This window comes from Methanobrevibacter millerae, assembly GCF_001477655.1.
GTDB lineage: Archaea > Methanobacteriota > Methanobacteria > Methanobacteriales > Methanobacteriaceae > Methanocatella > Methanocatella millerae_A.
Genome location: NZ_CP011266.1, coordinates 63,597 through 88,859 on the forward strand (window position 1 = coordinate 63,597; position 25,263 = coordinate 88,859).

The 25,263-nt window shown below is 31.7% G+C and carries 26 protein-coding genes; 14 read left to right on the plus strand and 12 right to left on the minus strand.

Annotated features, from left to right (window positions below):
* Positions 1–26: 26 nt before the first annotated feature.
* Positions 27–572, minus strand: a complete 546-nt coding sequence (locus tag SM9_RS00235; RefSeq protein WP_058738227.1) for a DapH/DapD/GlmU-related protein — start codon at positions 570–572, stop codon at positions 27–29.
* Positions 573–724: 152 nt separating this feature from the next.
* Here SM9_RS00235 and SM9_RS00240 point away from each other — a divergent pair, with 152 nt between their 5' ends.
* Together SM9_RS00240 and SM9_RS00245 are read left to right on the plus strand one after the other, a co-directional pair.
* Complete coding sequence (locus SM9_RS00240) at positions 725–979, plus strand: AbrB/MazE/SpoVT family DNA-binding domain-containing protein (RefSeq protein ID WP_058738228.1); 255 nt, start codon at positions 725–727, stop codon at positions 977–979.
* Positions 979–1,362 (plus strand): type II toxin-antitoxin system VapC family toxin, encoded by a 384-nt coding sequence (locus tag SM9_RS00245; RefSeq protein ID WP_058738229.1) that lies wholly within the window; start codon positions 979–981, stop codon positions 1,360–1,362. Before SM9_RS00240 ends, SM9_RS00245 begins: the two co-directional genes overlap by 1 nt.
* A 19-nt stretch (positions 1,363–1,381) precedes the next feature.
* On the opposite strand, the gene hisD is transcribed toward SM9_RS00245, so the two are convergent.
* Positions 1,382–2,656, minus strand: a complete 1,275-nt coding sequence (gene hisD, locus SM9_RS00250) for a histidinol dehydrogenase (RefSeq protein WP_058740278.1) — start codon at positions 2,654–2,656, stop codon at positions 1,382–1,384.
* 7 nt (positions 2,657–2,663) lie between these two features.
* Positions 2,664–4,313 carry a dihydroxy-acid dehydratase gene (ilvD, locus tag SM9_RS00255; RefSeq protein WP_058738230.1) on the minus strand — a complete coding sequence of 550 codons (1,650 nt, stop codon included), beginning with the start codon at positions 4,311–4,313 and terminating at the stop codon, positions 2,664–2,666.
* A gap of 166 nt (positions 4,314–4,479) precedes the next feature.
* Here ilvD and SM9_RS00260 point away from each other — a divergent pair, with 166 nt between their 5' ends.
* Complete coding sequence (locus SM9_RS00260; protein WP_058738231.1) at positions 4,480–5,295, plus strand: TMEM175 family protein; 816 nt, start codon at positions 4,480–4,482, stop codon at positions 5,293–5,295.
* 50 nt (positions 5,296–5,345) lie between these two features.
* Positions 5,346–6,254, plus strand: a complete 909-nt coding sequence (gene argF / locus SM9_RS00265; protein ID WP_058738232.1) for an ornithine carbamoyltransferase — start codon at positions 5,346–5,348, stop codon at positions 6,252–6,254.
* Here the strand turns inward: argF and SM9_RS00270 are convergent.
* Both SM9_RS00270 and SM9_RS00275 read right to left on the minus strand, forming a co-directional pair.
* Complete coding sequence (locus SM9_RS00270; protein WP_058738233.1) at positions 6,251–6,523, minus strand: zinc-ribbon domain-containing protein; 273 nt, start codon at positions 6,521–6,523, stop codon at positions 6,251–6,253. The genes argF and SM9_RS00270 overlap by 4 nt on opposite strands.
* A complete protein-coding gene (locus SM9_RS00275; RefSeq protein ID WP_058738234.1) occupies positions 6,520–6,864 on the minus strand; it encodes a DUF2085 domain-containing protein in 345 nt (114 codons plus the stop codon). Before SM9_RS00275 ends, SM9_RS00270 begins: the two co-directional genes overlap by 4 nt.
* Positions 6,865–6,943: 79 nt before the next feature.
* Between SM9_RS00275 and SM9_RS00280 the strand changes: the two genes are divergently transcribed.
* The 5 genes from SM9_RS00280 (at position 6,944) to SM9_RS00300 (ending at position 10,742) form a co-directional block, all read left to right on the plus strand.
* Positions 6,944–7,441: a methyltransferase family protein gene (locus tag SM9_RS00280; RefSeq protein WP_157064613.1), complete on the plus strand. Its 498-nt coding sequence runs from the start codon at positions 6,944–6,946 to the stop codon at positions 7,439–7,441.
* A 63-nt stretch (positions 7,442–7,504) separates the two neighbouring features.
* The gene (locus SM9_RS00285) at positions 7,505–9,199 is read left to right on the plus strand and encodes an acetolactate synthase large subunit (RefSeq protein ID WP_058738236.1); all 1,695 of its coding nucleotides are present in this window, start codon (positions 7,505–7,507) and stop codon (positions 9,197–9,199) included.
* On the plus strand, positions 9,200–9,685 hold the full coding sequence (gene ilvN, locus SM9_RS00290) for an acetolactate synthase small subunit (protein ID WP_058738237.1): 486 nt from the start codon (positions 9,200–9,202) through the stop codon (positions 9,683–9,685).
* 1 nt (position 9,686) lies between these two features.
* Positions 9,687–10,214, plus strand: coding sequence for a beta-class carbonic anhydrase (locus tag SM9_RS00295; RefSeq protein ID WP_058738238.1), 528 nt, complete (start codon positions 9,687–9,689; stop codon positions 10,212–10,214).
* 27 nt (positions 10,215–10,241) lie between these two features.
* Positions 10,242–10,742, plus strand: coding sequence for a methylated-DNA--[protein]-cysteine S-methyltransferase (locus tag SM9_RS00300; RefSeq protein ID WP_058738239.1), 501 nt, complete (start codon positions 10,242–10,244; stop codon positions 10,740–10,742).
* Here the strand turns inward: SM9_RS00300 and SM9_RS00305 are convergent.
* Positions 10,739–11,176, minus strand: a complete 438-nt coding sequence (locus SM9_RS00305; RefSeq protein WP_058738240.1) for a hypothetical protein — start codon at positions 11,174–11,176, stop codon at positions 10,739–10,741. The two genes, SM9_RS00300 and SM9_RS00305, sit on opposite strands and share 4 nt — an antisense overlap.
* A gap of 90 nt (positions 11,177–11,266) precedes the next feature.
* On the minus strand, positions 11,267–12,709 hold the full coding sequence (locus SM9_RS00310; protein ID WP_058738241.1) for a hypothetical protein: 1,443 nt from the start codon (positions 12,707–12,709) through the stop codon (positions 11,267–11,269).
* Between the two features lie 211 nt (positions 12,710–12,920).
* On the opposite strand from SM9_RS00310, the gene ilvC reads away from it, so the two are divergent.
* Together ilvC and SM9_RS00320 are read left to right on the plus strand one after the other, a co-directional pair.
* A complete protein-coding gene (gene ilvC / locus SM9_RS00315) occupies positions 12,921–13,913 on the plus strand; it encodes a ketol-acid reductoisomerase (RefSeq protein WP_058738242.1) in 993 nt (330 codons plus the stop codon).
* 99 nt (positions 13,914–14,012) lie between these two features.
* On the plus strand, positions 14,013–15,020 hold the full coding sequence (locus tag SM9_RS00320; protein WP_058738243.1) for a methanogenesis marker 12 protein: 1,008 nt from the start codon (positions 14,013–14,015) through the stop codon (positions 15,018–15,020).
* A gap of 32 nt (positions 15,021–15,052) precedes the next feature.
* Here the strand turns inward: SM9_RS00320 and SM9_RS00325 are convergent, their stop codons facing one another.
* On the minus strand, positions 15,053–15,250 hold the full coding sequence (locus SM9_RS00325) for an LSM domain-containing protein (protein ID WP_058738244.1): 198 nt from the start codon (positions 15,248–15,250) through the stop codon (positions 15,053–15,055).
* Positions 15,251–15,324: 74 nt separating this feature from the next.
* Here SM9_RS00325 and SM9_RS12115 point away from each other — a divergent pair, with 74 nt between their 5' ends.
* Positions 15,325–15,468 carry a hypothetical protein gene (locus SM9_RS12115; protein ID WP_198144386.1) on the plus strand — a complete coding sequence of 48 codons (144 nt, stop codon included), beginning with the start codon at positions 15,325–15,327 and terminating at the stop codon, positions 15,466–15,468.
* Here SM9_RS12115 and surE read toward each other — a convergent pair.
* Positions 15,457–16,236, minus strand: coding sequence for a 5'/3'-nucleotidase SurE (gene surE, locus SM9_RS00330; RefSeq protein ID WP_058738245.1), 780 nt, complete (start codon positions 16,234–16,236; stop codon positions 15,457–15,459). The two genes, SM9_RS12115 and surE, sit on opposite strands and share 12 nt — an antisense overlap.
* 290 nt (positions 16,237–16,526) lie before the next feature.
* Here surE and SM9_RS00335 point away from each other — a divergent pair, with 290 nt between their 5' ends.
* A complete protein-coding gene (locus SM9_RS00335; protein ID WP_083495786.1) occupies positions 16,527–17,792 on the plus strand; it encodes an IS4 family transposase in 1,266 nt (421 codons plus the stop codon).
* A 319-nt stretch (positions 17,793–18,111) separates the two neighbouring features.
* Positions 18,112–19,017 (plus strand): restriction endonuclease, encoded by a 906-nt coding sequence (locus SM9_RS00340; protein WP_058738247.1) that lies wholly within the window; start codon positions 18,112–18,114, stop codon positions 19,015–19,017.
* 22 nt (positions 19,018–19,039) lie between these two features.
* Here the strand turns inward: SM9_RS00340 and SM9_RS00345 are convergent, their stop codons facing one another.
* From SM9_RS00345 to SM9_RS00355, 3 genes are all read right to left on the minus strand, one after another.
* The gene (locus SM9_RS00345; RefSeq protein WP_058738248.1) at positions 19,040–20,095 is read right to left on the minus strand and encodes an oligosaccharide repeat unit polymerase family protein; all 1,056 of its coding nucleotides are present in this window, start codon (positions 20,093–20,095) and stop codon (positions 19,040–19,042) included.
* The gene (gene cfbB / locus SM9_RS00350; protein ID WP_058738249.1) at positions 20,071–21,414 is read right to left on the minus strand and encodes a Ni-sirohydrochlorin a,c-diamide synthase; all 1,344 of its coding nucleotides are present in this window, start codon (positions 21,412–21,414) and stop codon (positions 20,071–20,073) included. The genes SM9_RS00345 and cfbB overlap by 25 nt, the downstream gene beginning before the upstream one ends.
* Positions 21,415–21,572: 158 nt before the next feature.
* A complete protein-coding gene (locus tag SM9_RS00355; protein WP_058738250.1) occupies positions 21,573–25,172 on the minus strand; it encodes a C1 family peptidase in 3,600 nt (1,199 codons plus the stop codon).
* Between the last annotated feature and the right edge of the window lie 91 nt (positions 25,173–25,263).

The following is a 25,263-nucleotide window of genomic DNA, read 5'->3' on the forward strand; positions in this document are numbered from 1 at the left end:
TTTTCTATTTTTTAAATTTTAAGAGGTTAATCCTCTTTGAATTTATTTTTGTCTAAAGTCTTTACAACACGTGCTGGTGTTCCAACTGCAACTGCATAATCAGGTACATCTTTTGTAACAATTGCTCCTGCACCTACAATTGCATATTTTCCTACTGTAATTCCAGGTAATATGCTCACACCAGCTCCAATCCAAGCTCCTTTTTTGATTAAAATCGGTTTGCAGATTAGGATTTGTCTGTCATATTCATCATGGTTGTTTGAAAGCAGTTGAACATTTCCCGCAATCATTACATCGTCTTCTATTGTTATTCCACCTCTGGCCATTAAAAGACTGTTTGAATTAATGAAAACATTGTTTCCGATTTTTATATGATCAAATGCAGCTCCAGCTATTGGTGCTATAATGGAGCTGTTTTCACCTAAATTGTCTCCCAACAATTCTTTTAAAAGAGAATTATATTCTTCACTGTTTGGTAATGTGTGGTTTAGTTTGAATACTATTTCTGCCATTTTTTCTGCTTCTATTAATTCCTGTTCTGTCATTTCGCGCATATCTACTAGTTCTTCCATTTTGTTAACTCCTTCATTACATTTTCATGTTTTCATGTTACATTTAATACTATATTTCAGGTGTGAATTATATTTACTTATTTATTTATATGAAATGTTTTCTAAAATTATTTATATTAGGTTTTTAAAATATTAGGTATGGAGGAATTTTAGTGAGTCATTTGTCTAATGAAAAAATAACATCAAAAATATATAAAGGGTTTCAAACAGTAATTCCAAGTAAAATTCGTAAAGAATTGGATATTACTATCGAAGATACTTTAAATTGGAAAATTGATGGTGATTTAATGATAATTGAAATTGTAAGGCAAAAACCTTTAAGGGATTTAGAAAAATTTTCAATATATGCTAATGAAGAAATAGATTCTGTAGAATTAAAAAAGAAATCAGGACGTGGAGAATTCTAATGATATTTGTTGATACAAGTTTTTTACTTTCTCTTTTGCTAAAATCTGATGTCAATCATTATAAGGCATTAAAATTAAGCGACACTATTAATGAAAATAAAATGATAAACTCCACTGTTTTGACTGAAACATTAAATGCTTTTAATGGTGTTGGAGGAAAAACTGGAGTTTCATTGTATGATAATTTTAAGGAAATGTTTGATATAGATTTTTTGACTTTACAAGATTATGATGATGCAATGGACATATATTTGGCTTATGATTCGTCAATCAATTTTTCTGATTGTACAATTTTAAAAACTATGCAGAAATTTAATCTTAGTAAAATAGCAACTTTTGATTCAGATTTTAAAAAAATAAAGGGATTAGATATTATTTGTTAAAAAGATAAGAAGATAGAAATTATTTTTCTAATCTTCTTTTGAATGAATCTGAATGTGCGAAAAATCCTTCGTATTCAGCTATTGGAACTGAAGTTTTGGATAATTGCTCTAAACCTTCTTTTGTAATTCTTTGAACTGTAGGCTTTTTGATGAATGCCTCGGTTGAAAGGCCAGAATACATCTTTGCCCCACCTCCGGTTGGCAATACGTGATTTGTTCCGGATCCATAATCTCCTGCTGCTACCGGAGAGTATTTTCCTAAAAATATTGAACCGGCATTTTTGATTTGTGATAATGTTTTATCATCGTCTTTTGTGGATATGATTAAATGTTCGGGAGCATATTCATTTGTAACATGAATCGCATCTTCAAATGTAGCAGTGATAATAATTTTTCCACTTTTAGACAATGACTCTTCAATGATTTCACGTCTTGGAGCAATTTCTGTTAATTTCAAAACATATTCGTAAGTTTCGTTAGCCAAATCTTCATCATCTGTTACCAAAAAGCATGATGCATTAGGATCATGCTCTGCCTGAGCTAAAATGTCTGTTGCCAAAAATTCTGCCTCAGCACTTTCATCTGCTAGAATCAATACTTCAGATGGGCCTGCCGGAAACTCAATATCGACTTGTCCATAAACCAGTTTTTTTGCCGCAGTAACGAAAATGTTTCCCGGTCCAACTATTTTTTCAACTTTAGGAATGGATTCAGTTCCATAAGCTAGTGCTCCAATTGCCTGTGCTCCGCCTACCTTATAGATTTCATCAGCACCTGCAATATCTGCTGCAACAAGAATTGCATCAAGGATTTTGCCGTCCTTTTGTGGTGGTGTTACACAGACTACCTTCTCGACACCAGCGATTTTTGCCGGAATAACAGTCATCAATATTGAAGAAGGATAAGCAGCTCTTCCTCCGGGGATATAACATCCTGCAGAATTTATGGGCCTTACGATTTGGCCTGCAACAATTCCAGGGTTTACTTCAATTTCCCATTCTTGAGGAATTTGTTTTTTGTGGAATTTTTCAATGTTTTGTGCGGCCTGCTTTAATGCAGTTAATAAAAAGTCATCCAAAGTGTCGTATGCCTCTTTGATTTCATCTTCGCTTACTTTCAATTCATCTACTAAAACGCCATCAAACTTTTCAGTATATGATTTTACTGCATCGTCCCCATTATCCTTAACATTGTTTAGAATGTCAGATACAGTATCCAAGACATTATTGACATCCTGCTCGGATCTTTTTATTGTTTCTGCCAAGTCAATTTCTTCATATTTTAATATATCCATCATTACACTACCTTAAAATAGCACCGCTGTCTGCAGATTGAACTAATTTCTGATATAATTTTAACCAGCCGTCAACATCGCTTTCAGGATGCTTTACAGATTTTAATCTTTCAGCTATTTCTTCATCTGTCAGTTCTACATTAATGGACCTGTTGTTGATGTCAATTTCAATTATATCTCCGTTTTGAACAGCTGCAATAGGTCCTGATGCCATAGCTTCAGGTGAAACATGTCCTATACATGGTCCACGTGTTCCTCCTGAGAATCTTCCGTCGGTAATAAGGCCGACATCTTTTATTCCCATTCCTGCAAGAGCTGAAGTTGAATTTAACATTTCTCTCATTCCCGGACCACCTTTCGGTCCTTCGTAGATGATAACAACAATATCTCTTTCTTCGATTTCATGGTTGAATATTGCTTCGGTTACTTCATCTTCTGATTTGTATACTTTTGCAGGCCCTCTGAGGTGCATTAATTCTTCTGCAACAGCTCCTTTTTTAACAACACTACCGTTTGGAGCAATATTTCCTTTAAGAATTGCTATTCCACCATCTTCATGAACAGGATTGTCTAGTGTGTGAATAACATCAGTATTTTTGTTTTCTACATTTTCAAGGTTTTCTTCAATAGTTTTTCCGGTAACTGTCATTGGTGAAGTATTGATTTTATCACCTAAAGTTTTTAAAACAGCAGGAATTCCACCAGCCAAATGCAAATCCATCATTGTATCTTCACCAGCGGGAGAAATCAATGCAATGTGTGGGACTTCACGGCTGATTTTATCGAATAATTCCAAATCAACATCAACGCCATCAACTTCATATGCAATAGCTGGGATGTGTAAAGCGGTATTTGATGAACCTCCTAATGCCATATCTATTGCAATTGCATTGTTGAATGCATCTTGTGTTAAAATATCTGATGGTTTTATGTCCTTTTCAACAAGTTCAATAATTTGTTTTCCTGATTCGAAGGCCATTTGATTATTTTCTTCTGTATCTGCATGTGTTGTAGCACATAATGGAAGAGATAGACCTAATGTTTCTGTAATACATGCCATTGTATTTGCGGTGAATAATCCTGAACAGCTTCCAGGTCCTGGACAGGCACATTTTTCCATTTCATAAACTTCCTCTTCAGAGATTTTTCCTGCAGAATGCTCACCGACAGCTTCAAATACTGTAATCAAATCGGCATTTTTTCCTTTATAGTTACCTGCAGCCATAGGTCCACCAGTAACTACTATGCTTGGAATATCTACGCGACATGCTCCCATAATCATTCCTGGCACGACTTTATCACAGCTTGGAATCAATACTAATCCATCAAAGGCATGTCCTTTTGTCATACTTTCAACGGTAGCAGCTATAATCTCTCTTGAAGGGAGTGAGTATTTCATTCCTTCATGGTTCATACTGATTCCATCACAAATAGCCATTGTATCAAATTCAAAGGGAATACCTCCAGCAGCTATAATTCCTTCTTTAACAAATTCAACTAAATCTCTAAGGTGAACATGACCCGGAACGATATCTGTAAAACTGTTAGCTATTCCAATGAATGGTTTTTTAAAGTCATCATCATCTAGTCCACAAGCCCTTAAAAGAGACCTGTGTGGTGCTCTTTTAATTCCTTTTTTAATATTATCACTTTTCATTTAATCGCCTACTGAACTATTATTATGTTTTTTTATATAATTAAATCATTAGTTTTTTTAATTATATTTTATATAAATTTATGTAAAAGGTGATTTTATTACAGATAATGATTATGATTTTTCTAAGGATTTAATTGATGATGGTGAATATGAGGAACTCTTAAGGTTGAGGGCGGAAATCCATGAAAAAATTGAAAGCTACAATCATAATGCTACTCCAGAAGAGCTTGAAAGAATCAAAAAAATAAAGCAAAAAGTCATTAATAACCATCATTTTTCTGAAAAATTCAATAAAAGTCCAGAAAATATGAATAAAAAACAGTTAAATAAACATAATAAATATTATAACTATTTAAATAATATTCTATCTATTTTTCAAAAAAATGTGGATATTGATCCTGGGCGTCTGATTGGATTGACAGATGGTATATTTGGTATGGTAATGACATTACTTATTTTTGGTATGGCATTGCCTGAAATGGAATTATTGTCCTCTGGAGATTTTTATAATTTTATTGTTTCTTCAATTCCTACAATAGGTGTAACTCTGGTCAGTTTTGTTTTATTAGCTTCATTTTGGATTTATCATCATGAATTCATAAAAATTAATAATCTTAATGTACCATATTTATGGCTAAATATGTTCTTCCTAGCATCCATATCATTTGTTCCATTCACCACGTCAGTTGTCGGTAATTATTCCCAATTTTTCCTGGCAAATGTAGTATTTGGATTAAATATTTTCTTGACAAATTTATTCTTTGTATTAATGTTTTTATATGCTGATAAGATGCATTTTCTTGAGGATAAATTATCACGTGAAGAAAAAAAGTATACTTATAATACTTTTTTAATAATTATGGGTTTGACTGTTGTCATTAATCTTTTGGATTTCAATTTTTCCAGAAATTTCATTTATCTGTTCTTTTTGGTTCCTGTAATATCAACTATTAGAGATATCATGTTTAGAATGAAAACATAACATTTAATATATATAAATAATAAATATTTTATTTTATTAGGGGGATTATAATGGATAGTTTATTATCTATTTGTGATATTAAAGAGGATGTATCTTATATTATTGATTTAGCTATTAAAATAAAATCTGGAGAAACTGAAGAAAAGCCATTGGCAGGCAAGACTTTAGCAATGATTTTTCAAAAGTCTTCCACAAGAACCAGAGTTTCATTTGATGTTGGAATGTATCAATTAGGAGGAAGAGGAATTTTTCTATCTTCCAGTGATCTGCAAATGGGCAGGGGAGAGCCTATTTCAGATACTGCACGTGTCTTAAGCCGTTTTGTTGACGGAATAATGATTAGGGCTATTGAACATGATGATGTGATTGAACTCGCTAAATACTCTGATGTACCAGTAATAAGTGGATTGACTAATTTAGAACATCCTTGTCAGGTTTTAGCAGATGCATTGACAATTAAAGAACATTTTGGTTCATTTGAAAATAAAAAAATATGTTTTGTCGGTGATGGAAACAATGTATGTAATTCCCTTTTATTAATTGCTCCTCTTTTAGGTATGGATATTTCTGTTGCCTGTCCTGAAGGTTATGAACCAAATGAAAAAATTTTAAAGATAGCCAATGAATTTGCAAAAGAAAATAGCACTGAAATAACTGTTTCTGATGATATAAATGTCGCCCTAGATAATGTTGATGTAGTTTATACTGATGTTTGGGTAAGTATGGGTGATGAAGATGAAAAAGCTCAAAGAGAAAAAGATTTAGCTCCTTACCAAGTTAATCAGAAACTAATGGATATAGCTAATGATGATGCTATATTCATGCATTGTTTGCCTGCAATCAGGGGTCAGGAAGTTTCAGCAGAAGTAATTGACGGACCACAGTCAGTTATTTATGATGAAGCTGAAAATAGGCTCCATGCACAAAAAGCTGTTTTATATTATTATCTAAAAGACTAATGGCCAAAAATTGCAAATATTATAAATATAAATATTAAACAGATACAACAGCCCCATAATTTACTGTTATCATTATTATTGTTTGCGGTGGTTGATGAATTCGTATTGACTGTTGTTCTATGAACTGGACCTTGGTCGGTTTCAACTGTGACTTTTTTAGCTGTTGTCTGTTCTTTTTTAGGTTCTTCATAAACTAGATTAATACCACATTTTCTACAGAATTTGCTTCCATCAGGATTTTCTTCACCACATTCCGGACAAAATTTCATAAGTACACACCTATTATATAATAAAAAGTTTTCACGACTATTTTCATAAATATTATTAAACCAATTCCACCAACCAATCCGGTTAAAAATCTTAGATTATTATTGCTTTGTCTTAGTTCCATTAGCTGAGTAAGTCCGTCGATTGCAGCAGGAATCATTAATATTATTGATATTATTAATAGATTAATTGTATAATTTATGGGATAAAATAAATTATAAATTAAAAATACTGCTAAACCGGTATAAAATCCTGTACATCTCGCACAAACTGGAAACTGATGATTTTTATAAAAAAATGATCTTTCCGGTATTCTATGACATAGAAGTTTAGAGTATTTCATAATAATCTAAGTTAGTTAATTGTGTTTATGTTATTGACTTTTAAACTATATTAACTTTTTTAAATATATCATAGTATAGGTGATTATTATTTCAAAGCAAGATTCTTTACCTGTGTATGGTGTCGGTCCATATTTAATCGCACCAATGTTTGTTGTTTCAATTATGGGAGTAATACTGTCTTATTACAATATGATTCCTGTCTATAAGATAGATTCAATGTATTGGCTATTTGTTGGACTTGCGGTTGTTTTAATTTTAGATGCTGCTTTCTTATGGTTAGCTGCTGTTCGAATGTCTGATATTAGTAAAAGAATTGAAAATGGAGAATTGGTTAGTGATGGTGTTTACGCACTTGTTCGCCATCCGATATACTCCGCATGGCTACAGATATCTATTGCAATAATATTATTTTCACAAAATATTTACTTATTTATCCTGCCGATTATATTTTGGATTATATTGTCAATTGCATTGGCCAAAACTGAAGAAAAATGGTTAATAGAAAAATTTGGGGATGATTATGTTTCATATGCTAAAACTACAAATAGATTTATTCCTTTTTCTAGACTAAGATAACTTATATATATTCAACTATACAAAAATTAAACCATAATAAAAGATTTGAAAAAAGGTTTTAAAATGAGAGGCGGAGAAGCGATAATTGAATCCCTTAAAAAGATGGGAGTAGAAACAATATTTGGTTATCCTGGTGGACAGACCATACCTTTCTATGATATGTTATATGATGCAGATATAAACCATATCCTAGTTAGACATGAACAAGCAGCAGCTCACGCAGCCGATGGATTTGCAAGAGCTTCAGGTAAAGTTGGTGTGTGTTTGGCTACTTCCGGACCGGGTGCAACTAACTTAGTTACTGGAATTGCTACTTCTTTTATGGATTCTTCTCCTATTGTAGCTATAACAGGACAAGTTCCAACTCATTTAATAGGAAATGATGCATTTCAGGAAGCAGATATTATGGGTATTACTATGCCTATTGTTAAACATAGTTATCAACCTAAAAATCCTAATTTAATCCCTTCAATAATTAAAACTAGTTTTGATATAGCTACCAGTGGAAGACCAGGACCAGTTTTAATTGATGTTCCAAAAGAAGTGCAGGAAGGAGAACTCACAGAATTTAATGATGATTTGATTCAAACGCCAGGATATAATCCTACATTAAAAGGAAATCCCAGACAAATTAAGAAAGCCTGTGAATTGATTAAGCAAGCTAAAAGACCATTGATTCTTGTTGGTGCTGGTGTTATTTTGGCTAATGCCACTGAAGAGTTAAACGAATTTGCACATTTAATCAATGCACCAGTCATGACTTCACTTTTAGGTAAAGGAGCTATTGATGAATATGATGAATTGGCATTAGGTATGCTTGGTATGCATGGAAGGAAAGTTTCAAACGATTCCATTAACGAATGTGATTTGCTGATAGCTATTGGTGTTAGATTTTCTGATAGGACTACTGGAAGACTGGACAGTTTTGTTCCGGACAGTAAAGTTATTCATATAGATATAGACCCTGCAGAAATCGGTAAAAATGTTGATGTGGATTTACCTATTGTAGGGGATGCTAAAAATATTTTAAGTTCATTGAATGATTTATTTAAAGGTTATAAAGTAACCAATGATGTTAATTCATGGACAGATAAAATTAAGCAAAGAAAAATTGATTTATTGCCAAGAGTTACTTATGATGATGTACCACTTAAGCCTCAAACTGTTATTAAGGAAATCAGTGAAGTTTTAACTGCTGATTCTATTTTAACAACTGATGTCGGTCAAAATCAAATGTGGGCAGCTCATTTTTACAACACTCAAAAACCACGCAAGTTCATCTCTTCAGGGGGTCTTGGAACTATGGGATTCGGTTTCCCATCAGCTATTGGTGCTAAGGTAGCATGCCCTGAAGATCCTGTTGTCAGTATTAATGGTGACGGTGGATTTTTAATGGTTTGTCAGGAATTAGCTACTGTTTATGATTATGATTTGCCTGTTATTGCAATGGTTTTAGAAAACAGAACTTTAGGAATGGTATATCAATGGCAAAGTTTATTGTATGATGGAAGACATTCACAGACTGAATTTAAGGATAGTCCTGACTTTGTTAAATTGGCGGAAAGTTTTGGAATAAATGCAGTCAAAGTTGAAAAGCCAGGTGAAACCAAAGAAGCTTTAAAGACTGCAATTAAAGATAATGAAGCTATTTTGATCGATGTTATTATAGATTCTGAGGAAGCTCTTCCAATGTTGCCTCCAGGAGCAGGCATTAATGAAATGATTGGTGAATATAAACTTGAAAAAGATGTGATTTAGATGGATGTAAAATATCATGTTATAAGCACGCTTGTAGAAAATAAACCTGGAGTCTTACAGAAAGTGGCTGGATTATTCACAAGAAGGGACTTTAATATTGACAGTATTACAGTAGGTGAGTCTGAAGTGAACGGACTTGCAAGAATGGTTATTACTGTAAAAGCTGATGAAAAAATATTGGAGCAAGTTACAAAGCAATTAAATAAGTTAGTTGATGTCGTCAAGATTAAAGATATTTCTAAAAATGCAGTTAAAAGGGAATTGTGTCTTATAAAAGTCAATATTCCTAATGAAAAATCTAGAGCAGAAATTATGCAATATGCTAATATTTTCAGAGCAAAAATTGTTGATGTGACAGAGGAAACATTAATAATTGAAATTACTGGAGATATGGAGAAAATAAATGCATTTATATCTTTATTAAAAGGTTATGGAATCAAAAAGATTTCAAGAACTGGTCTTACCGCTATGGCAAGGGGAGTTTAAAATGACTATATTAGAAAATGTTTTAAAGGACAATAAGGAATTTGTGGAAAACTTTGAAGGCGAAGAAATGTCTCACCATGCAGCTAAAAAATTAGCTATTTTAACTTGTATGGATTGTAGATTAATCGACTTTTTTGAACCTGCTTTAGGTTTAAAAAGGGGTGATGCTAAAATCGTTAGAAATGCAGGTAACTCCATTGTTGGAGAAGATGCAATCAGATCAATAGGTGCAGCTTTATACAATCTTGGAGCTGAAGAAGTGATGGTCGTTGGTCACACTGAATGTGGTATGGCTGGTGCTGATGCTGAAGCTTTAAAAGAAAAAATGCTTCAAAGAGGCATTAAAGAGGAAGACATTGCTCAATATGATTTGGCTGAATGGATTGGTGGATTTGAATCAGAAGAACAAAACGTTATAGATGTTGTTGAAAAAATCAAAAATCATCCATTAATTCCAGATGTACCTGTACACGGTCTTATAATTGATATTGTAACTGGTGAGTTAAAAGTCTTAGTAGATGGTTACTAAATCATCTATTTTTCTATTTTTTTTAAAATGATTAATTCAACGTACTATTCATCACCAATTGGAGAAATTCTGCTTGTTTCTAAAGATAATAATTTAATTGGAGCCTGGTTTGAAGGACAAAAGCATTTTTTATCCACCATTAATGAAGAGTTAATGGAAAATGAAGATGAAATCCTATTTAAAGCTAAAAGTTGGCTTTCCAGATATTTCAGTGGTGAAAAACCTAATATCAATGAACTTGATTTGAAACCTGAAGGCACTGACTTTAGATGTGATGTATGGCATATTCTCTGTGAGATTCCTTATGGTGAAACTGTTACATATAAAGAAATTGCAGATAAAATTGCTCAAAAAAGAGGAATCGATAAAATGTCTGCCCAAGCAGTTGGTGGAGCAGTTGGACATAATCCAATTTCAATTATAATTCCCTGCCATAGGGTTGTTGGAAGTGATGGAAGCTTAACTGGTTATGCTGGGGGATTGGATAAGAAAATATTTCTTCTAAAGCATGAAAATCCGGAATTTTAGTGTTTATTTTCTAATTTTTTATCTGATCTGTATAATATGTAATTTAAAATTAGTATAATTATTGAAAATAGAATGATATAAAATATTCCATTTAACATTAAATTATATTTTACACCATTAAAAGTTAAAGAAATCACATCATTTGATGAAAATAAGTCATATTTGAATATGAACGGTACCAGAGCGATAAAGACAATATCAAATATGAGAATATATGCTGCTACAAGAAGAAATCTTTTATAATTATTTTGAACCACCTTTTCTTCAACAAGCACATTTACTCCATATATTACTGAAAAATAAAGTCCAAACAAACAGCTGACATATATTATCTCTTTAAGTCCATGTATCTGTAAAAAATAACATATTACATATGTAATTATTAAAGATGATATGAAAGTTATTACTAGGTATCGTGTAATTCCCCTGTTCATTTAAATCCCAGTTTAGTTGTTATCATTAAATTTATTATTCAAGTTATATAAAATTTAAAAAAATAAAATATTTCACAATTTTGTGAAATATTATAAATTGTGCTTTGAATAGGTAGCACAAAAAATAGCTAATAAAATGATTATTGCAATTGCAGTATAAACAATATTAAAAGGATTACCACTGAAAGTTATTGAATTAGGGATATTCTCCTTTAAATTACTAACGACAGTTGTATTATTATTGCTGTCTGTTTTATTTGTTGTTGTATTTGTTGAATTAATAAATTCACTTATAAATCTATTAATAATGTTTTTACCAACAATCTTGTGGTAATTATTTTGTGGAGGGAAATACTTTTCATATAATCCCATTTTATATGCTATATGGTCTCCCTGTTTTTTAATATCATTGGATACATGCAATTCAGAGTCATATGCCAGTGCATATGAGCAGATATCAGTATTGTCCGTGCTGCTTACCCATAAATAATAAAATATCAAATCCTTCCATAATGGAGTATGTATAGGAAATATATTTTTGTTCAGTTCCAATCCAAGCACCTCAGAAATTCCATCGATTGCACTTTCGGTACTTGTGTTATTTATTTTAACTTCACCTGCTGAAGTTAATACATAAAGATATGGATAACCTTTTTGAATATAAATACCCTGCGATTTGAAATAATTTAAAGCTTTTATGGAAGCGTTAACACCAATTTCTTTAATCACATTTTCATTAAGGCTTAAATCTAGAACTTCATCCGTAGATTTGTTTACCATATCAACAGTGACATACGCTTTTTTACCTGGATTTTTTGACCAAATAAAAGCATTATCATCAAAGTCTCTTGAAGCGCCCAATAATGTATTTGAAGCATATTCAAGAGGTAAATCAATTTGTGGATAAAAATTATAATTATTTTGATTACTTATAAATCCAGTGTCATGCGGTTTTTTATTTAAAGTATCATTACTTGAAATTCCAGTAATTAAGGAAGCATTGTTCCAAGAATTAGCGGAAAAACCATCATTACTAGAAAATAGTATTTTTTCAGTTCTATTTTCATTAATTTTATTAATTAAAGATTCATCACTCATGTTTCTTTCAATTAAAGGTAACATCAAAAGATTACAATCATTATAAGTTACATATCCATTAGGAGAATAAGTATTTTCATTTAAAACATTTTTTTCGGTTCTCTCATCAATTTTAGTTAATTTAAAAATTTCCACATCAATATTGTCAGTATTAATTTCCAAATTTTCAATATTCACATTAATCATGCTATCAATTGAGCATGTCATTTCTGATGTATTATATTCATTTTCCGCATCTGGTGAATAAATGATTTCATCTTCACTAATAGCAGAATCATGACTGTTTTCTTGCATGTCAATTGAATCGATCTGAATATTTTCCTCATAAATTTGTGTATCTTCACAAACGTCTGTTACATTTTCGTTTGCTGAGACAACACCCATTAAACACAGTGCTAAAATCAATGAAAAAACCATGATTACACCATGTTTCATCAATAATCTCCTATTTTTGATATATAATCAATTTCTTAATTATATCCACCATAGATCTATAGCAATACTAAATGTATTACAATAAATTATTTTCTTTTTTGTTTTAAAAAAATTTAACTATTTATTTACTAGTTACTTATTTAAATATTGAAAAAGATATATAGTATTTAATAATTTTTATTTAATATTTTTTTAATAGGAGACGTTAAAAATGAAAATGTATTATGATGCAGATGTAAATACAGATGTACTTGAAGGTAAAACTATTGCTGTAATCGGTTATGGTTCTCAAGGAAGAGCACAATCCAGAAACATGGCTGATAGTGGTGCTAATGTTATTGTCGGTGTACGTGAAAATGGAAGTTCTTGGAATTTAGTTAAAGAAGATGGCATGACTGTAAAAACTATTGAAGATGCTGCAAAAGAAGCTGATATTATTCATATTTTACTTCCTGATGAAATCCAAGAAAAAGTATACAAAGAACAAATCGCTCCTTATGTTGAAAGCGGAAATACTATTTCATTCTCTCATGGATATAACATTCACTTTGGATTAATTGACCCTGCTGAAGATGTAAATATTGTAATGTTTGCACCAAAAGGACCTGGATCCATGGTAAGAAGAACTTACGAAGAAGGATTTGGTATTCCTGGTTTAGTTGCGGTTGAAAGAGATGCAACCGGTGATGCTTTTCAATTAGCTTTAGGTATGGCAAAAGCTTGTGGATTAACCAAAGCTGGAGTATTAGAAACTACTTTCAAAGAAGAAACTGAAACTGACTTGTTCGGTGAACAAACTGTTTTATGCGGTGGTATTACTGAGTTAATCAATGCAGGATTCACTACATTAGTTGAAGCTGGATACCAACCTGAAATCGCTTACTTTGAAACCTGTCACGAAGTAAAACTTATTGTAGACTTAATCTACGAAAAAGGTTTCCAAGGAATGTGGCATGATGTAAGTAACACTGCTGAATATGGTGGTTTAACAAGAGGAAACAGAATCATTACTCAAGAAGCAAAAGACGGTATGAAACAAGTTTTAAGTGAAATCCAAGATGGAACTTTCAAAAAACAATGGGCTGATGAAAACGCTACCAACGGAGCTAACTTAAAAGAAATGAGAGCAGCTCAAGAGCAAGAAGACATAGAAATTGTTGGTGCAAGATTAAGAAAAGCTTGTGGATTACAAAAAGATGATTAAATTCATCTTTAACTTTTTTTATTTTTACTATTTATTTATTAAAGCATAACTTTTTTTAACTATTGATTTTAAAGTATATTTAATTGGGGGAGTTTTTTTATGGCTTTTATTGGAATGGATCATGGTACTACAGGAATCTCTTTTTGTATCATGGATGATGATGCGGAAATTATTGATATTTTTAAAATTGATAGAGAAGATTCTAAAAGTGGTAAGGTTTCGGCTATTGAAGAATTATCAAAAAGATGTGATTTGGAATCTGTAAAGTTAATGGCAATCACTTATGCAATGGGTGATGGTATAAGCGACATTTTACCGACTGAAAAGGTTGAAGACAGGGGAATATTATCAATCAACGGTGCAGGTAAGGTCACTGGGGGCGGAACCTCCGTATTTTCAGAACTTGAAAATTCAAATATTCCAAGCATCATGATACCGGGTCTTCACAAGAATTCTACTTCATTAGATGAATTATTTAATGCAGCTTATTCACACCAGGCCAGTCCTGAGAAGGTAAGTATTTCATATAATGCAATCAAGGAAACGGGTTGGCAAAATTTTATCGTAGCGGACATATCATCAAACAGCGTTAACATACTGATTGAGGATTCCAAAATCAAAGGTGCAATTGATGCATGTCTTGGTGCAATGGGTATAGTTCACGGACCAATTGATTTGGAAATGATACGTGACATTGACGAAGGCAGAAGAACTGCAAATGAATGCTTTTCACATGCAGGTGCAGTAAAAATTGCCGGAATCGATGGTAAAGTAGCCAACATGAAAAATCAGCTATTGGAAAACTACAGAAATGGTGATGAAAAAGCAAAGTTGGCTATTGACACATTAATCATGACTGTGGCAATGGAAATTGCAGGTCTTGTTGTAGTTTGCGAAAATGAAATAGAGGGTATTGTCCTGACGGGTTCCATTGGAAGTGCAACTGAACCGTTCAACTTTGAGGATGAAATCAACAAGTATTTCAAAAACAAATATGAATTGAAAGTAATATCTAAAGAATCCGGAGCTATTGGTGCGGCTCAAATTGCATATGATGTTTATAATGGTGAAGATAATATTTTAGGCATTAATGTTGATTTATCTTAATGATAATATTAAATGGTGCTGGCTTTTTAGTATTATTCATTTAAACTAACAAAAACAATATTTCCGCCTTTTAAGGTTTCTATACCATTTTCATTTTCTATAACAATATTTAAATAATTATCAATAGCTATGATTTTTCCTTCAGCCTGATTGTTGTCTCTTAACTCAACAGTTACATTTTTATTTTTAAACTGGTTAAATAATCTGTTTACTTGGTCTTTATCTGTCATATATTTTCATCCCTTTTTAATGTATATACTATTATTTTTAAAATTTATATACTTTAATGTTTTAATATAGTACTATGTCAATTAATCAATTAGAAAGCAATTTGGAAGCTATTACTAGAACAATAGCAAAACTTAAAAAAGACGGCTGCACTGATGAAAAAATTTTAAATGAACTTTATGAAGAACGTGATAAGATTCTTAAAGATTTAAATCTCTAAGTAATCTTTTAATAAATTCAAATCTCCAGTTAAATCTATTTTTAATGGAGTTATTGTAGTTTTTTGAGCTACTTTTAATTCATAACCGTCGCTGCCTTTTTTATCTGATGTGTAAGGTTCACCGCCAATCCAGTAATATGGTTGCCCTCTTGGATCCAGTCTTTTTTCCATTATTGGATTATACATTCTATTTCCTAATTTAACTACTTCAAATTCATCATTAATCGGGTTTGCCGGAATATTCACATTCAATAAGTCAATGCCTTCGGGCAATCCTTTTTTCAATACTATTTTGGCTAACTTGTTAAGCATTTTTTCAGCAAAACTAAAATCAATGTCCACTTCCCCATTTTCAAATTTAATGTCGTCTCTTGTCACTTCCTGGGAAATGGCTATTGTGGGAATTCCAAAGCTTGCTGCTTCAAGTGCAGCCCCCACTGTTCCGGATGTAGTTAACTCTGCTTTTCCTAAATTAAAACCAGTATTTATTCCGGATATCATTAAATCCGGCTTTTCATCAAGTAATTCAAATAGGCCTATTGTCACGGCATCTGTTGGTGTTCCTGTAACTCCATAAGCTATGCTTCCATCTTTTAAAATTCTTTCTTTTACTCTTAATGGCTCATATAATGTTAATGCGTGTCCAATTCCACTTTGTTGTAATTCTGGTGCAATGACTAATGTATCACCCAAATCCTCGACTGCTTTTTTGGATGCAAATATTCCTGATGCGGTTACTCCATCATCATTTGATATTAAGATTTTCATAGTATTACATATTTTATTTTAAATTATTAAAATTTTAGATAATCATTCCTAGAAACTTAAGGATTTAACTTATTTTTAACTATGTTTTCAATATTGAAAACATCTAATTTTTATTTATTTTAATTGAATCAAACGTTATTTATTTTAATACTTGTTTAATTACTTTTAATTTATTTATATCTTATTTTAATAATTATTAATAGTTTATTTTAAATATTATGAGTTATATATAATTATATATGTAATTGAAGTTTTTTGATTACGAATTTAGTTAATTGGAGGAGTATTTTATGTATTCTTTTGATAGGTTTATCAAAAATTTTTTTCGATTATTTGAGTGTTTTATATCAAAAAGATATATTACTGAAGATAATCGATTTATTAGGGATAGAAAAATGACTCAAAAAGAATATACTGCATTTATTCTTTCCCAAAGGAGCTGTACTAGTTATATTGAAACGATTAGATTTTTTACTATGTGGATGAAGAAAGATTTTGAAACGATTTCGAGTCAGGGAATTGGAAAACAGAGAATGTTTATTGACCCTAAAGTGTTTATTGACATGTATGAATGTTTTATTGATGAATTATATAACAAATTTCCAGGATTTTCAAAATTTAAAGGATATATTGTCAGTGCGTGTGATGGGAGTATTGTTGATCTTCCAAATGTTACTTTAACACGTGAAGAATTTCCTGTTGGTGATGAAAACTTGTTAAAAGAAAAAAGAATTCGTGCAAGAGTTTCATGCGTATTGGATGTGCATTCCAAACATATTTTAACTGTAAAAATTGTTGAAACAGTAGTAAATGAAATTGATTTAGCAATAGAACATCTAAATAACTTAAAACAACGATTAGACATCACAAAATTAATTACAATTTATGACAGGGGTTATCCATCAATCGAATTAATGGCAAAAACTATTGATTTGAACTCAAAATTTTTAATAAGACTACCAAAAAACGTATTTGCACATCAAATTAAACAAATGAAAACCAATGATGAAATAATACAAATCAACATGACAAACAACAGATTAAAGAAATTTGATGATGAAAATTTAAAAGAAAAAGCAAGAAAAATGGGACGATTAGAAATAAGAATAGCATTAATAGATATTGGAAATGAAGAACCAGAAATACTAGCAACAAATTTAACACCAGAAGAATTCTCAACAGAAGATTTAAAAGAATTATATGCAAAAAGATGGACAGTAGAAACAGGATTCGATAGATTAAAAAATCTCATCGAAATCGAAGATTTCAGCGGAATACGAAGACAAATAATCGAACAAGATTTTTACGCACATATATTCGTTTATAACCTAGCAATAACCATAAAAAACCACGCAGAAAACAATATAACAAGAACACCCAGAAATAAAGATAAAAAAATAATTTATCAGTCGAATTTCGCAAAAATAATAGGAAATATCTATTTATTCTTCTTTGACATACTATTTGGATCGAGAACAAAAAGAGAAGAAATAATCGATTTTTATAATAAAAGAAGCATCCAAAGAACTAACACAATACGAAGAACATCAATATGATGAAAAAGAGCGAAAAACCCCAGATGTTAATAACAAACATCCGGGAAACAAGAAAAAAACACACTAATCAACAATTCAACACACAAAAATTAGTGAGTTTTTAAATCTTGTTTAATTTTTTGTTCACAAATAATATAAAAAACTTACGAAAAATCAATTATCCATACCAAAATAATATAACAATGTTATTAAAAACCAATTATGATGAAAAATTTCATCCAAAAATATATTAAGTTTCTAGGAATGTTAGATAATAATAAACTTTAATAATAATTTCATTTATAAATTAATTATAACTGAAACACATGCGGGTGGAATTTTGGAAAAACCACAGTTGATTAATTTTATAGCTAAAGTATTGGAGGATTCTGGTTTTAAAGTATACAAGAACTTTAAGACATCACAACGAGTTATTGATATATATGCTGTATTGCCAACAACAATAGGGGATTTTGGTGTTGTCATGGCATGTAACAATTATGATAAAGAGTTTGAAGTTGGAATTGATGTATTAAAAGAGATGGAAGATGCAGCTCAAAGTCTTAAGGCTTCAAAGGTTGCCGTTGTTACATCTGCTTATTTTGATAATCAGGCTACTAATTATGCCCTAAGAAGAAATATCAAATTGGTTGATAGGGATAATTTAACAGAATTGGCCAAAAAATATCAGGACAATTCCCAACAAACCACTTTAGATAGTGATTATTCAACTGGTGATGTTTCATATGTTGAGGATGAATATCCTGAGTATACTTATGATGCTTCTGATATGGATTATATAATGCGCAGACGTGACAGTAATCCTACTATTTATAAAAATACATTATATCCTCAAGTTGAAGAGTATAATTCTCACAATTCACCTTTTTCATTTTTAAATAAGCGTAGAAATAAGAAGACCAATAGTCTTTATCCTACAAATTTATATGATTATGGTTATTCTTCAGGCCCATCATTATTTGATCGCCTGCAGCCAATTTTAAGCAATCCTATTGCTGTTATTATAGTTGTTGTGCTCATTTCATTTTTATTATCTTTCTTATTTGGAAGGGTATTGAAAGTTAATTCTGGTATAAGTGGCTTAATTGAGATGGTTGTGGCATTAGCTCTATCTTACGGTTTAACATTTCTTTATGTTGACAGATCAAGATTCTTTATCACCCGTGGTACTGTAATCTTCTTTATTTCACTTATAATATTGATTATTTTAACATTATTATTCTAATTTTTTTCTTTTTTTTGATTTATTAATCCTTTTTTAATTCTAATATAATCAGTATTGCTCCTAAAAGATATAAAAACCAAATCATTATGTCTGTCGGACCGGTTTCAATCCATATTAATGTGTGGGTTAATATAATTGAGTATATTCCGATTCCAACTCCTTTTTTAGCAATTGAATGGATTATTTTTAAAAATGCTCCCATAAACAACATCTGGATTGTAAGGCCGATATAACCAAAATCAAGCATTACCGGACCGAACATTGTTGAGGTTAGGCATACGTCATAGTGAAGGACATAGTTTCCTATAAATGATCTTGGGCTTCCTGATGAAAATATCATTGATAATATATGTCCATGGGTTGTTCCTGCAAGAGGAATGATTTTTTCAAACACTTCCTGTGTAAATGCCGCCCTGTAAAATATTAACTCAACGGGGTTTAACGTCCAGGTTTGTGTGGCAATGGACTGTGATGCAATATATCCTACAGCAAGTCCTCCAGCAGCAATAACTGCAACGAATAGAATTCCAATCTTTTTAGAAATTTTTCCAAGATAATACATTGTAATGAATACGCTGACAAGTATTCCTATAACGGAGGTTCTATAACCGTTAAGGCCGAAAATCAATGCTCCAAGCAAAACTAAAAGTAAATATTTTCTATCATAGTATTTTGCAAGTAATATGTTAATTAAAATTAAAAATAATGGGTAAGCTATTCTCCAAAGATTAGTTGTTGCATTTGCTTTTAATACACTATTAAATAATGGTATTCCACCTAATAATACCATATTTAGGCTTTGCAATATCAATGCGAATATAACTAATATCAGTATAATCTTTTCTGATAGAAAATTGATTTCTTTAGTTTTTTCTATTGTAAACTTTTTGGAAACAATAAAACTAGCAATTGCGAATAATATGGCCGCAAAAATTATTGTTATTATGGTTTGTGTGTTCAAAGGGTCTTTAAACCTATAATTAAAAGATCCAATGTAACCCATTATCAAGAAAATTATTATTGCAATCGGTACAATATATGGATGGAAAAAATCTATTTTTCTAGGGCTGAAAGACATAAGTTTCCTCCAAAGTTAGGCATAGCGGCTACATGTGTATGCACGTAGCTGGCCAATGTATTTTTTTCCATAAATCCGTCTTGTAAATTGTATGAACCTTTTCCTCGAGTTATTTTGAATGCAAATTCATTTTTTGGTGTGTCTACAATAACTTTTGAGTAGTGGAATTCATGTCCATGGAATACTTCTCCTTTTTTAGATATTATGTTGTCTTTTTGAACTTCTGCAATAGTATATTTCAATGCCTGTACACGTTCTGTTAATATTGACTTGTAAGGATATACATTTACTACTGCATCTTCATGTATTGATTTCATAAGATACATTAAACCACCACATTCGGCAAAGATAGGGCGGTTGTCTAGGTGGAAGTTCTTGATATCTTTAAGCATACTTTGATTATTTGATAGCTCTTTTGAAAACAGTTCGGGATATCCTCCTCCAATGTATAGTCCATCAATATCCGGTAGGTTTTCATCACTTAATGGCGAGAAATATTCAATTTTAGCCCCATTTACTTCCAATGATTCAATATTTTCCTTATAATAAAAATTGAAAACTTCATCGTATGCAACTCCAATTTTTACTTTTTGCTTGTTTAGATTATTCCAAATAGGTTCCAAATCAGAGTTAATCTTAGGAGCAGTTTTGGCAATTTCAACCAATCTATCTAAATCAATCGAATTTTTAATTGTTTCACACCATATATCAATGAATTTCAATGAGTTTTCTCTCTCACGTGCAGGAACTAGGCCTAAATGTCTTTGTTCTATTGAAATATTGTCATCGCGTATGATTCCTCCGATAACTTCGGTATTCGTAATCTCTTCAATTGATTTTTTGGTTTTTTCGTAGTGTGCCTTGTTTTTAACTTTATTTAAAATAACTCCTGCAATGTTAATTTCAGGATCTAATGCCTTAAAGCCCAATACCAATGCAGCAGCACTTTTAACTAAACTTCTGGAATTAATTATTAAAATAACTGGAGCTTTTAGGGATTTGGCTATTGAAGCGGTGCTTCCAATATCATTTATTGAGTCAATTCCTTCATAAAGGCCTCTGACTCCTTCAATAACTGCAATGTCCTTATCTTTCATCGCCTTATTGAATGAGTCCCTGACCTGTCCGTCATGCATAAAGAATGAATCTAAGTTCCTGGAAGTATTTCCAGTTGCTAAAGTGTGGTATGATGGGTCGATATAGTCCGGACCTACTTTGAACGGCTGCACATTATATTTTTCAGATAATGCTTTCATGATTCCTGTTGCAATTGTAGTCTTTCCAACTGCACTACCTGTTCCTGCTAAAATAACTCTCATGAATAATAATTTATTTTGATTATATATTATCTTTTTGAAATCATTTGATTTTAGGTATGGTTCTAAAAATCTTGATTCTAAAACTAAATTTTCAAAAATAGGATTTTTGGTAATTATAGAAAATTTTAAAAAAACAGATTAAGAGGGCATTGCCCCCCTTAATCTACAATAGTAATTTTGTTTGATATGTTAGTTCCATTGAAACTTGAAGTAATGATATATGAATCATTAGGTGATCCTAATCTAATATTCAATGCAGCATAACCTTCATCATTTGTGGTTCTTTGATAGAATACTCCGTTAATGTTGAAAGTAATATTTTGATTAGGGAAAGGATTTCCTTGACCATCAACTAATAATGCTTTGAATTGATCGGAAATACCATATTTTTTAACTAAGTCTTCAGCAAACAGGACAGGCAATACTTCAATGTTATTAGATACTCTACAGTCATTGTACATTGCTGTTATCGTGTAGTTTCCAGGACCTAAATTAATGTTTAATTTAGCCTGACCTGATTCATTGGTTTGGCGAGTGTACATTACACCATTGATGTTGAATGTGACGTTTTCACCAGCACCTACCACTTTACCGTCAGCACCTAAAATAGTAACAACATATTGGGAACCGTTTCTGTAGTATTTTACTAAATCATCATTATCGATTACCCTAGATAATACAGTAATGTTGTTTGAATGTGTCTGATTATTAAATGGATGATAAGCAGTAATGACATATTTTCCAGCTTCTAAATTAATGTTTAATTTAGCTTTTCCTTCACTGCCATTTACTTGGCGAGTGTAGAATACGCCATTGATGTTGAATGTGACATTTGTTCCTTCAGCTAAAGGATTGCCTTGGCCATCAAGGAAAGTGGCATAGTATTGAGATTCATTTCTGAATATTTTTACCAAGTCATTACCACGAATAGTAGATAAAACAGTTATTGTGTTTTCAACAGTGGAATTAGTATAATTTTCTCTGCCAATATAAGATACAGAACATGTATAATTGCCAGGGTTTAAATTAATGGCAATTGAAGCACTACCGTTTTCATCGGTTGTTCTATTATAAGAAACACCGTTAATAGAAAGAGTTATATTTTCATTTGCAAATGGATTGCCTTGGCTATCGAATAATTTTACTTCAAATCTTGTGCCGTTTTTATAATACATCACAATGTCTTCAGCTTGAATAATGACACTTTCCATGGGAATGGTGTACACTTTCAATATTGCTGTTACATTATCTTTAGCAAGGTCCTCCCAATTGACACCATCCACACTTCCAAATGAAACGTTTTCCTTATGATGATGTCTTGAATTAGATTCGAAAGGTAGAGAACTATTTTTGAATACAACTTTAAAAGTATCATTTGCTGAAATTGGAATGTATTGTGTTAATTTGATGGTATGATAACCTGCAAATGGGCTTACGCCATTTTGTGTGTGTTTTAACACTCCATTAACATAAATATCAAATTCATAATCAACTCCCTCACTATCAAAGTAAGTACCCACGGCTGCAATTAAATCATCTTCAAGAGCAGTGTAGGTATTTGAGAAGTACTTGTATTGATCTACAAAGTTATTTAACTGTCCCGCATCTGCTTGATAATTCTTATTGTATGGAACAGTGTTGTTAAATAAGTAAGCCGCATAGTATGGATACTGCTGAGGGTTTTGAGTATTGAATGAGGTATCATAATATGATAGGTAGAAATAGCCTTCATCTCCCCACTCTGTACCCCAGCTGTTTTTAATAATCCATGCACCATCACCAGAAGGCGGATTTAGGAAATTACTTGCAGGATAATTATCATCCCAACCAACAAGGGTTACCGCATGATTTATACCTTTAGTTCCATTGTAATAACGTGCAGCAGATGTTTCGTTATAATATTTTGAATTCTCACCTGCATAAATTGCCACTAGAAATGCTCCGTAGTCCATTAATGCTTTTTTAAAGATATAATTGTCTGTTGCATTTTGACGAGCCGGGAAGAACACTACGTCCTGAACATGTATACTTTCATTTGCCATGTTGATATGGGTGGATACTTTTCCAAGCTCATCATATCTATCCAGATCGGTTGGATATGGACCGTACCAGTTTACAAGATATCCGACACCTGTGGATTGTTGTGCACCTTCTAAAATTCCATCAACTCCATAAATTGAATATTGAAGCATTGTATTTTGAATATTGTCCTGTGAAAAATTATATAATTTTCCGGTTGCTTTAAGCAATGCTGATTCTAAAGCACCGGATGTTGCAAATGTCCAGCATGCACCCATATTACCCTGGTCTCTGACAGGACCCACTAATCCATAATCCTTTAAATTGAATTTATCAGGTAAGGTGTCAAATTTATAAGGAGTGTTATTAATCAGTGTTAATTCTATTCCGTCGTTTACCACAATTGTTGCATAAAATGTGTTGTTAACAGAAACTAAATCATTATTGAATTTATTGTCTTCGGCAATGTCTTGTGTTGAGAATACTGAGTATAGGGCATTTCCGTTATCCTTAAAGGTGTTGTTTTGTAATGTGAGTTTGGAATCATAGGTGAATACCGCATCCCCTTTGTTTGATCCGTGATTGTCAATGAAAGTTGAACCCTTGATTAATATGTCTCCTTTATCAAAGTACAATACTCCCCCAATTTCCAAATCTTCTTTAACAACATTATTTCTCTTGAATGTGGAATTTTCAATGGATACATCAGCATATGATGTCCATAATACTCCACCATCATACATTGCAATATTATCTTCGAAAGTTGAGTTGATGATATTTAACTCAGCTCTAAGCTGCATTACGGCACTTCCAAATGCCGCAAAACAACCATGGAATTTTGAGTTGGTGATTGTCACATAACCCTGATCAATATCAGCAAAAATCACCCCACCATCCTTACCTGAAGTGATATTTGTAAATTCACAATCCTCAACAGTTAAATTAACCGCATATTTAACGCCAATTGCACCAGCACTATTCAAAACAGTAAGATTCCTGAATTTAGTGTTACGTACAGTCACCCTACCATCTTCACCATAAATTGCATTGGCATAGCTTGAACGTGAATTTGCAAAAGTAGAACTGTCAACAATCAATGCTCCGCCAGAAAAATAAATATGTGACCATTTTGACTCGATTCCACCTTCAAAAGTGGAATTTAGAACAATTACATTACATTTTTCGTTGAAAAAAATGTCTGAACTCTTAGTACCAGTATTTGAAATAAATTTTGAATTGTTTACAACCAAATTAGTAGCATTTAGTTCAATTCCACCAGAAGCATATTTGGAGGATGAGTTTTGAATGGTGACATTGTCCAGATAATACTCTGCATTTGGCTGAACGAAAGACACAGCACCATTTAATGCATTTTTGATTATCAAATTTTTTAGAGTGACATTGTTCCCAATTATATTAAATATTCTTGCTTTTCCGTTTCCGTCAATACTATATCCGTTACCGTCCAAAAGGAAGTTGCTTTTGGAGACATTAATTCCATCTGTGAAATTGATGTCATTGCCTTCATCGTAGACATAGTCATGAGTAAGTTTTAATTCATTTAGACTTCCATTTATCTCATTATTTAAATCATTGAAGTTATCATTTGATGAATCTACTTTTAACAGATTTCCCTCAGTTGTAAAATCTGTTATATTTTCTTCAGCCGAAACCGCTGACACTGTTAATAATATCAGCAATATCAAACTGAAAACAATTGATTTATTTATGTTAATCATAATATAATTTAAGAAAACAGTAACATATATAATTTACATAAAAATAACATTTCCTTTTCATTTCTTTGATTAAATCAAAAATTCAATGAAT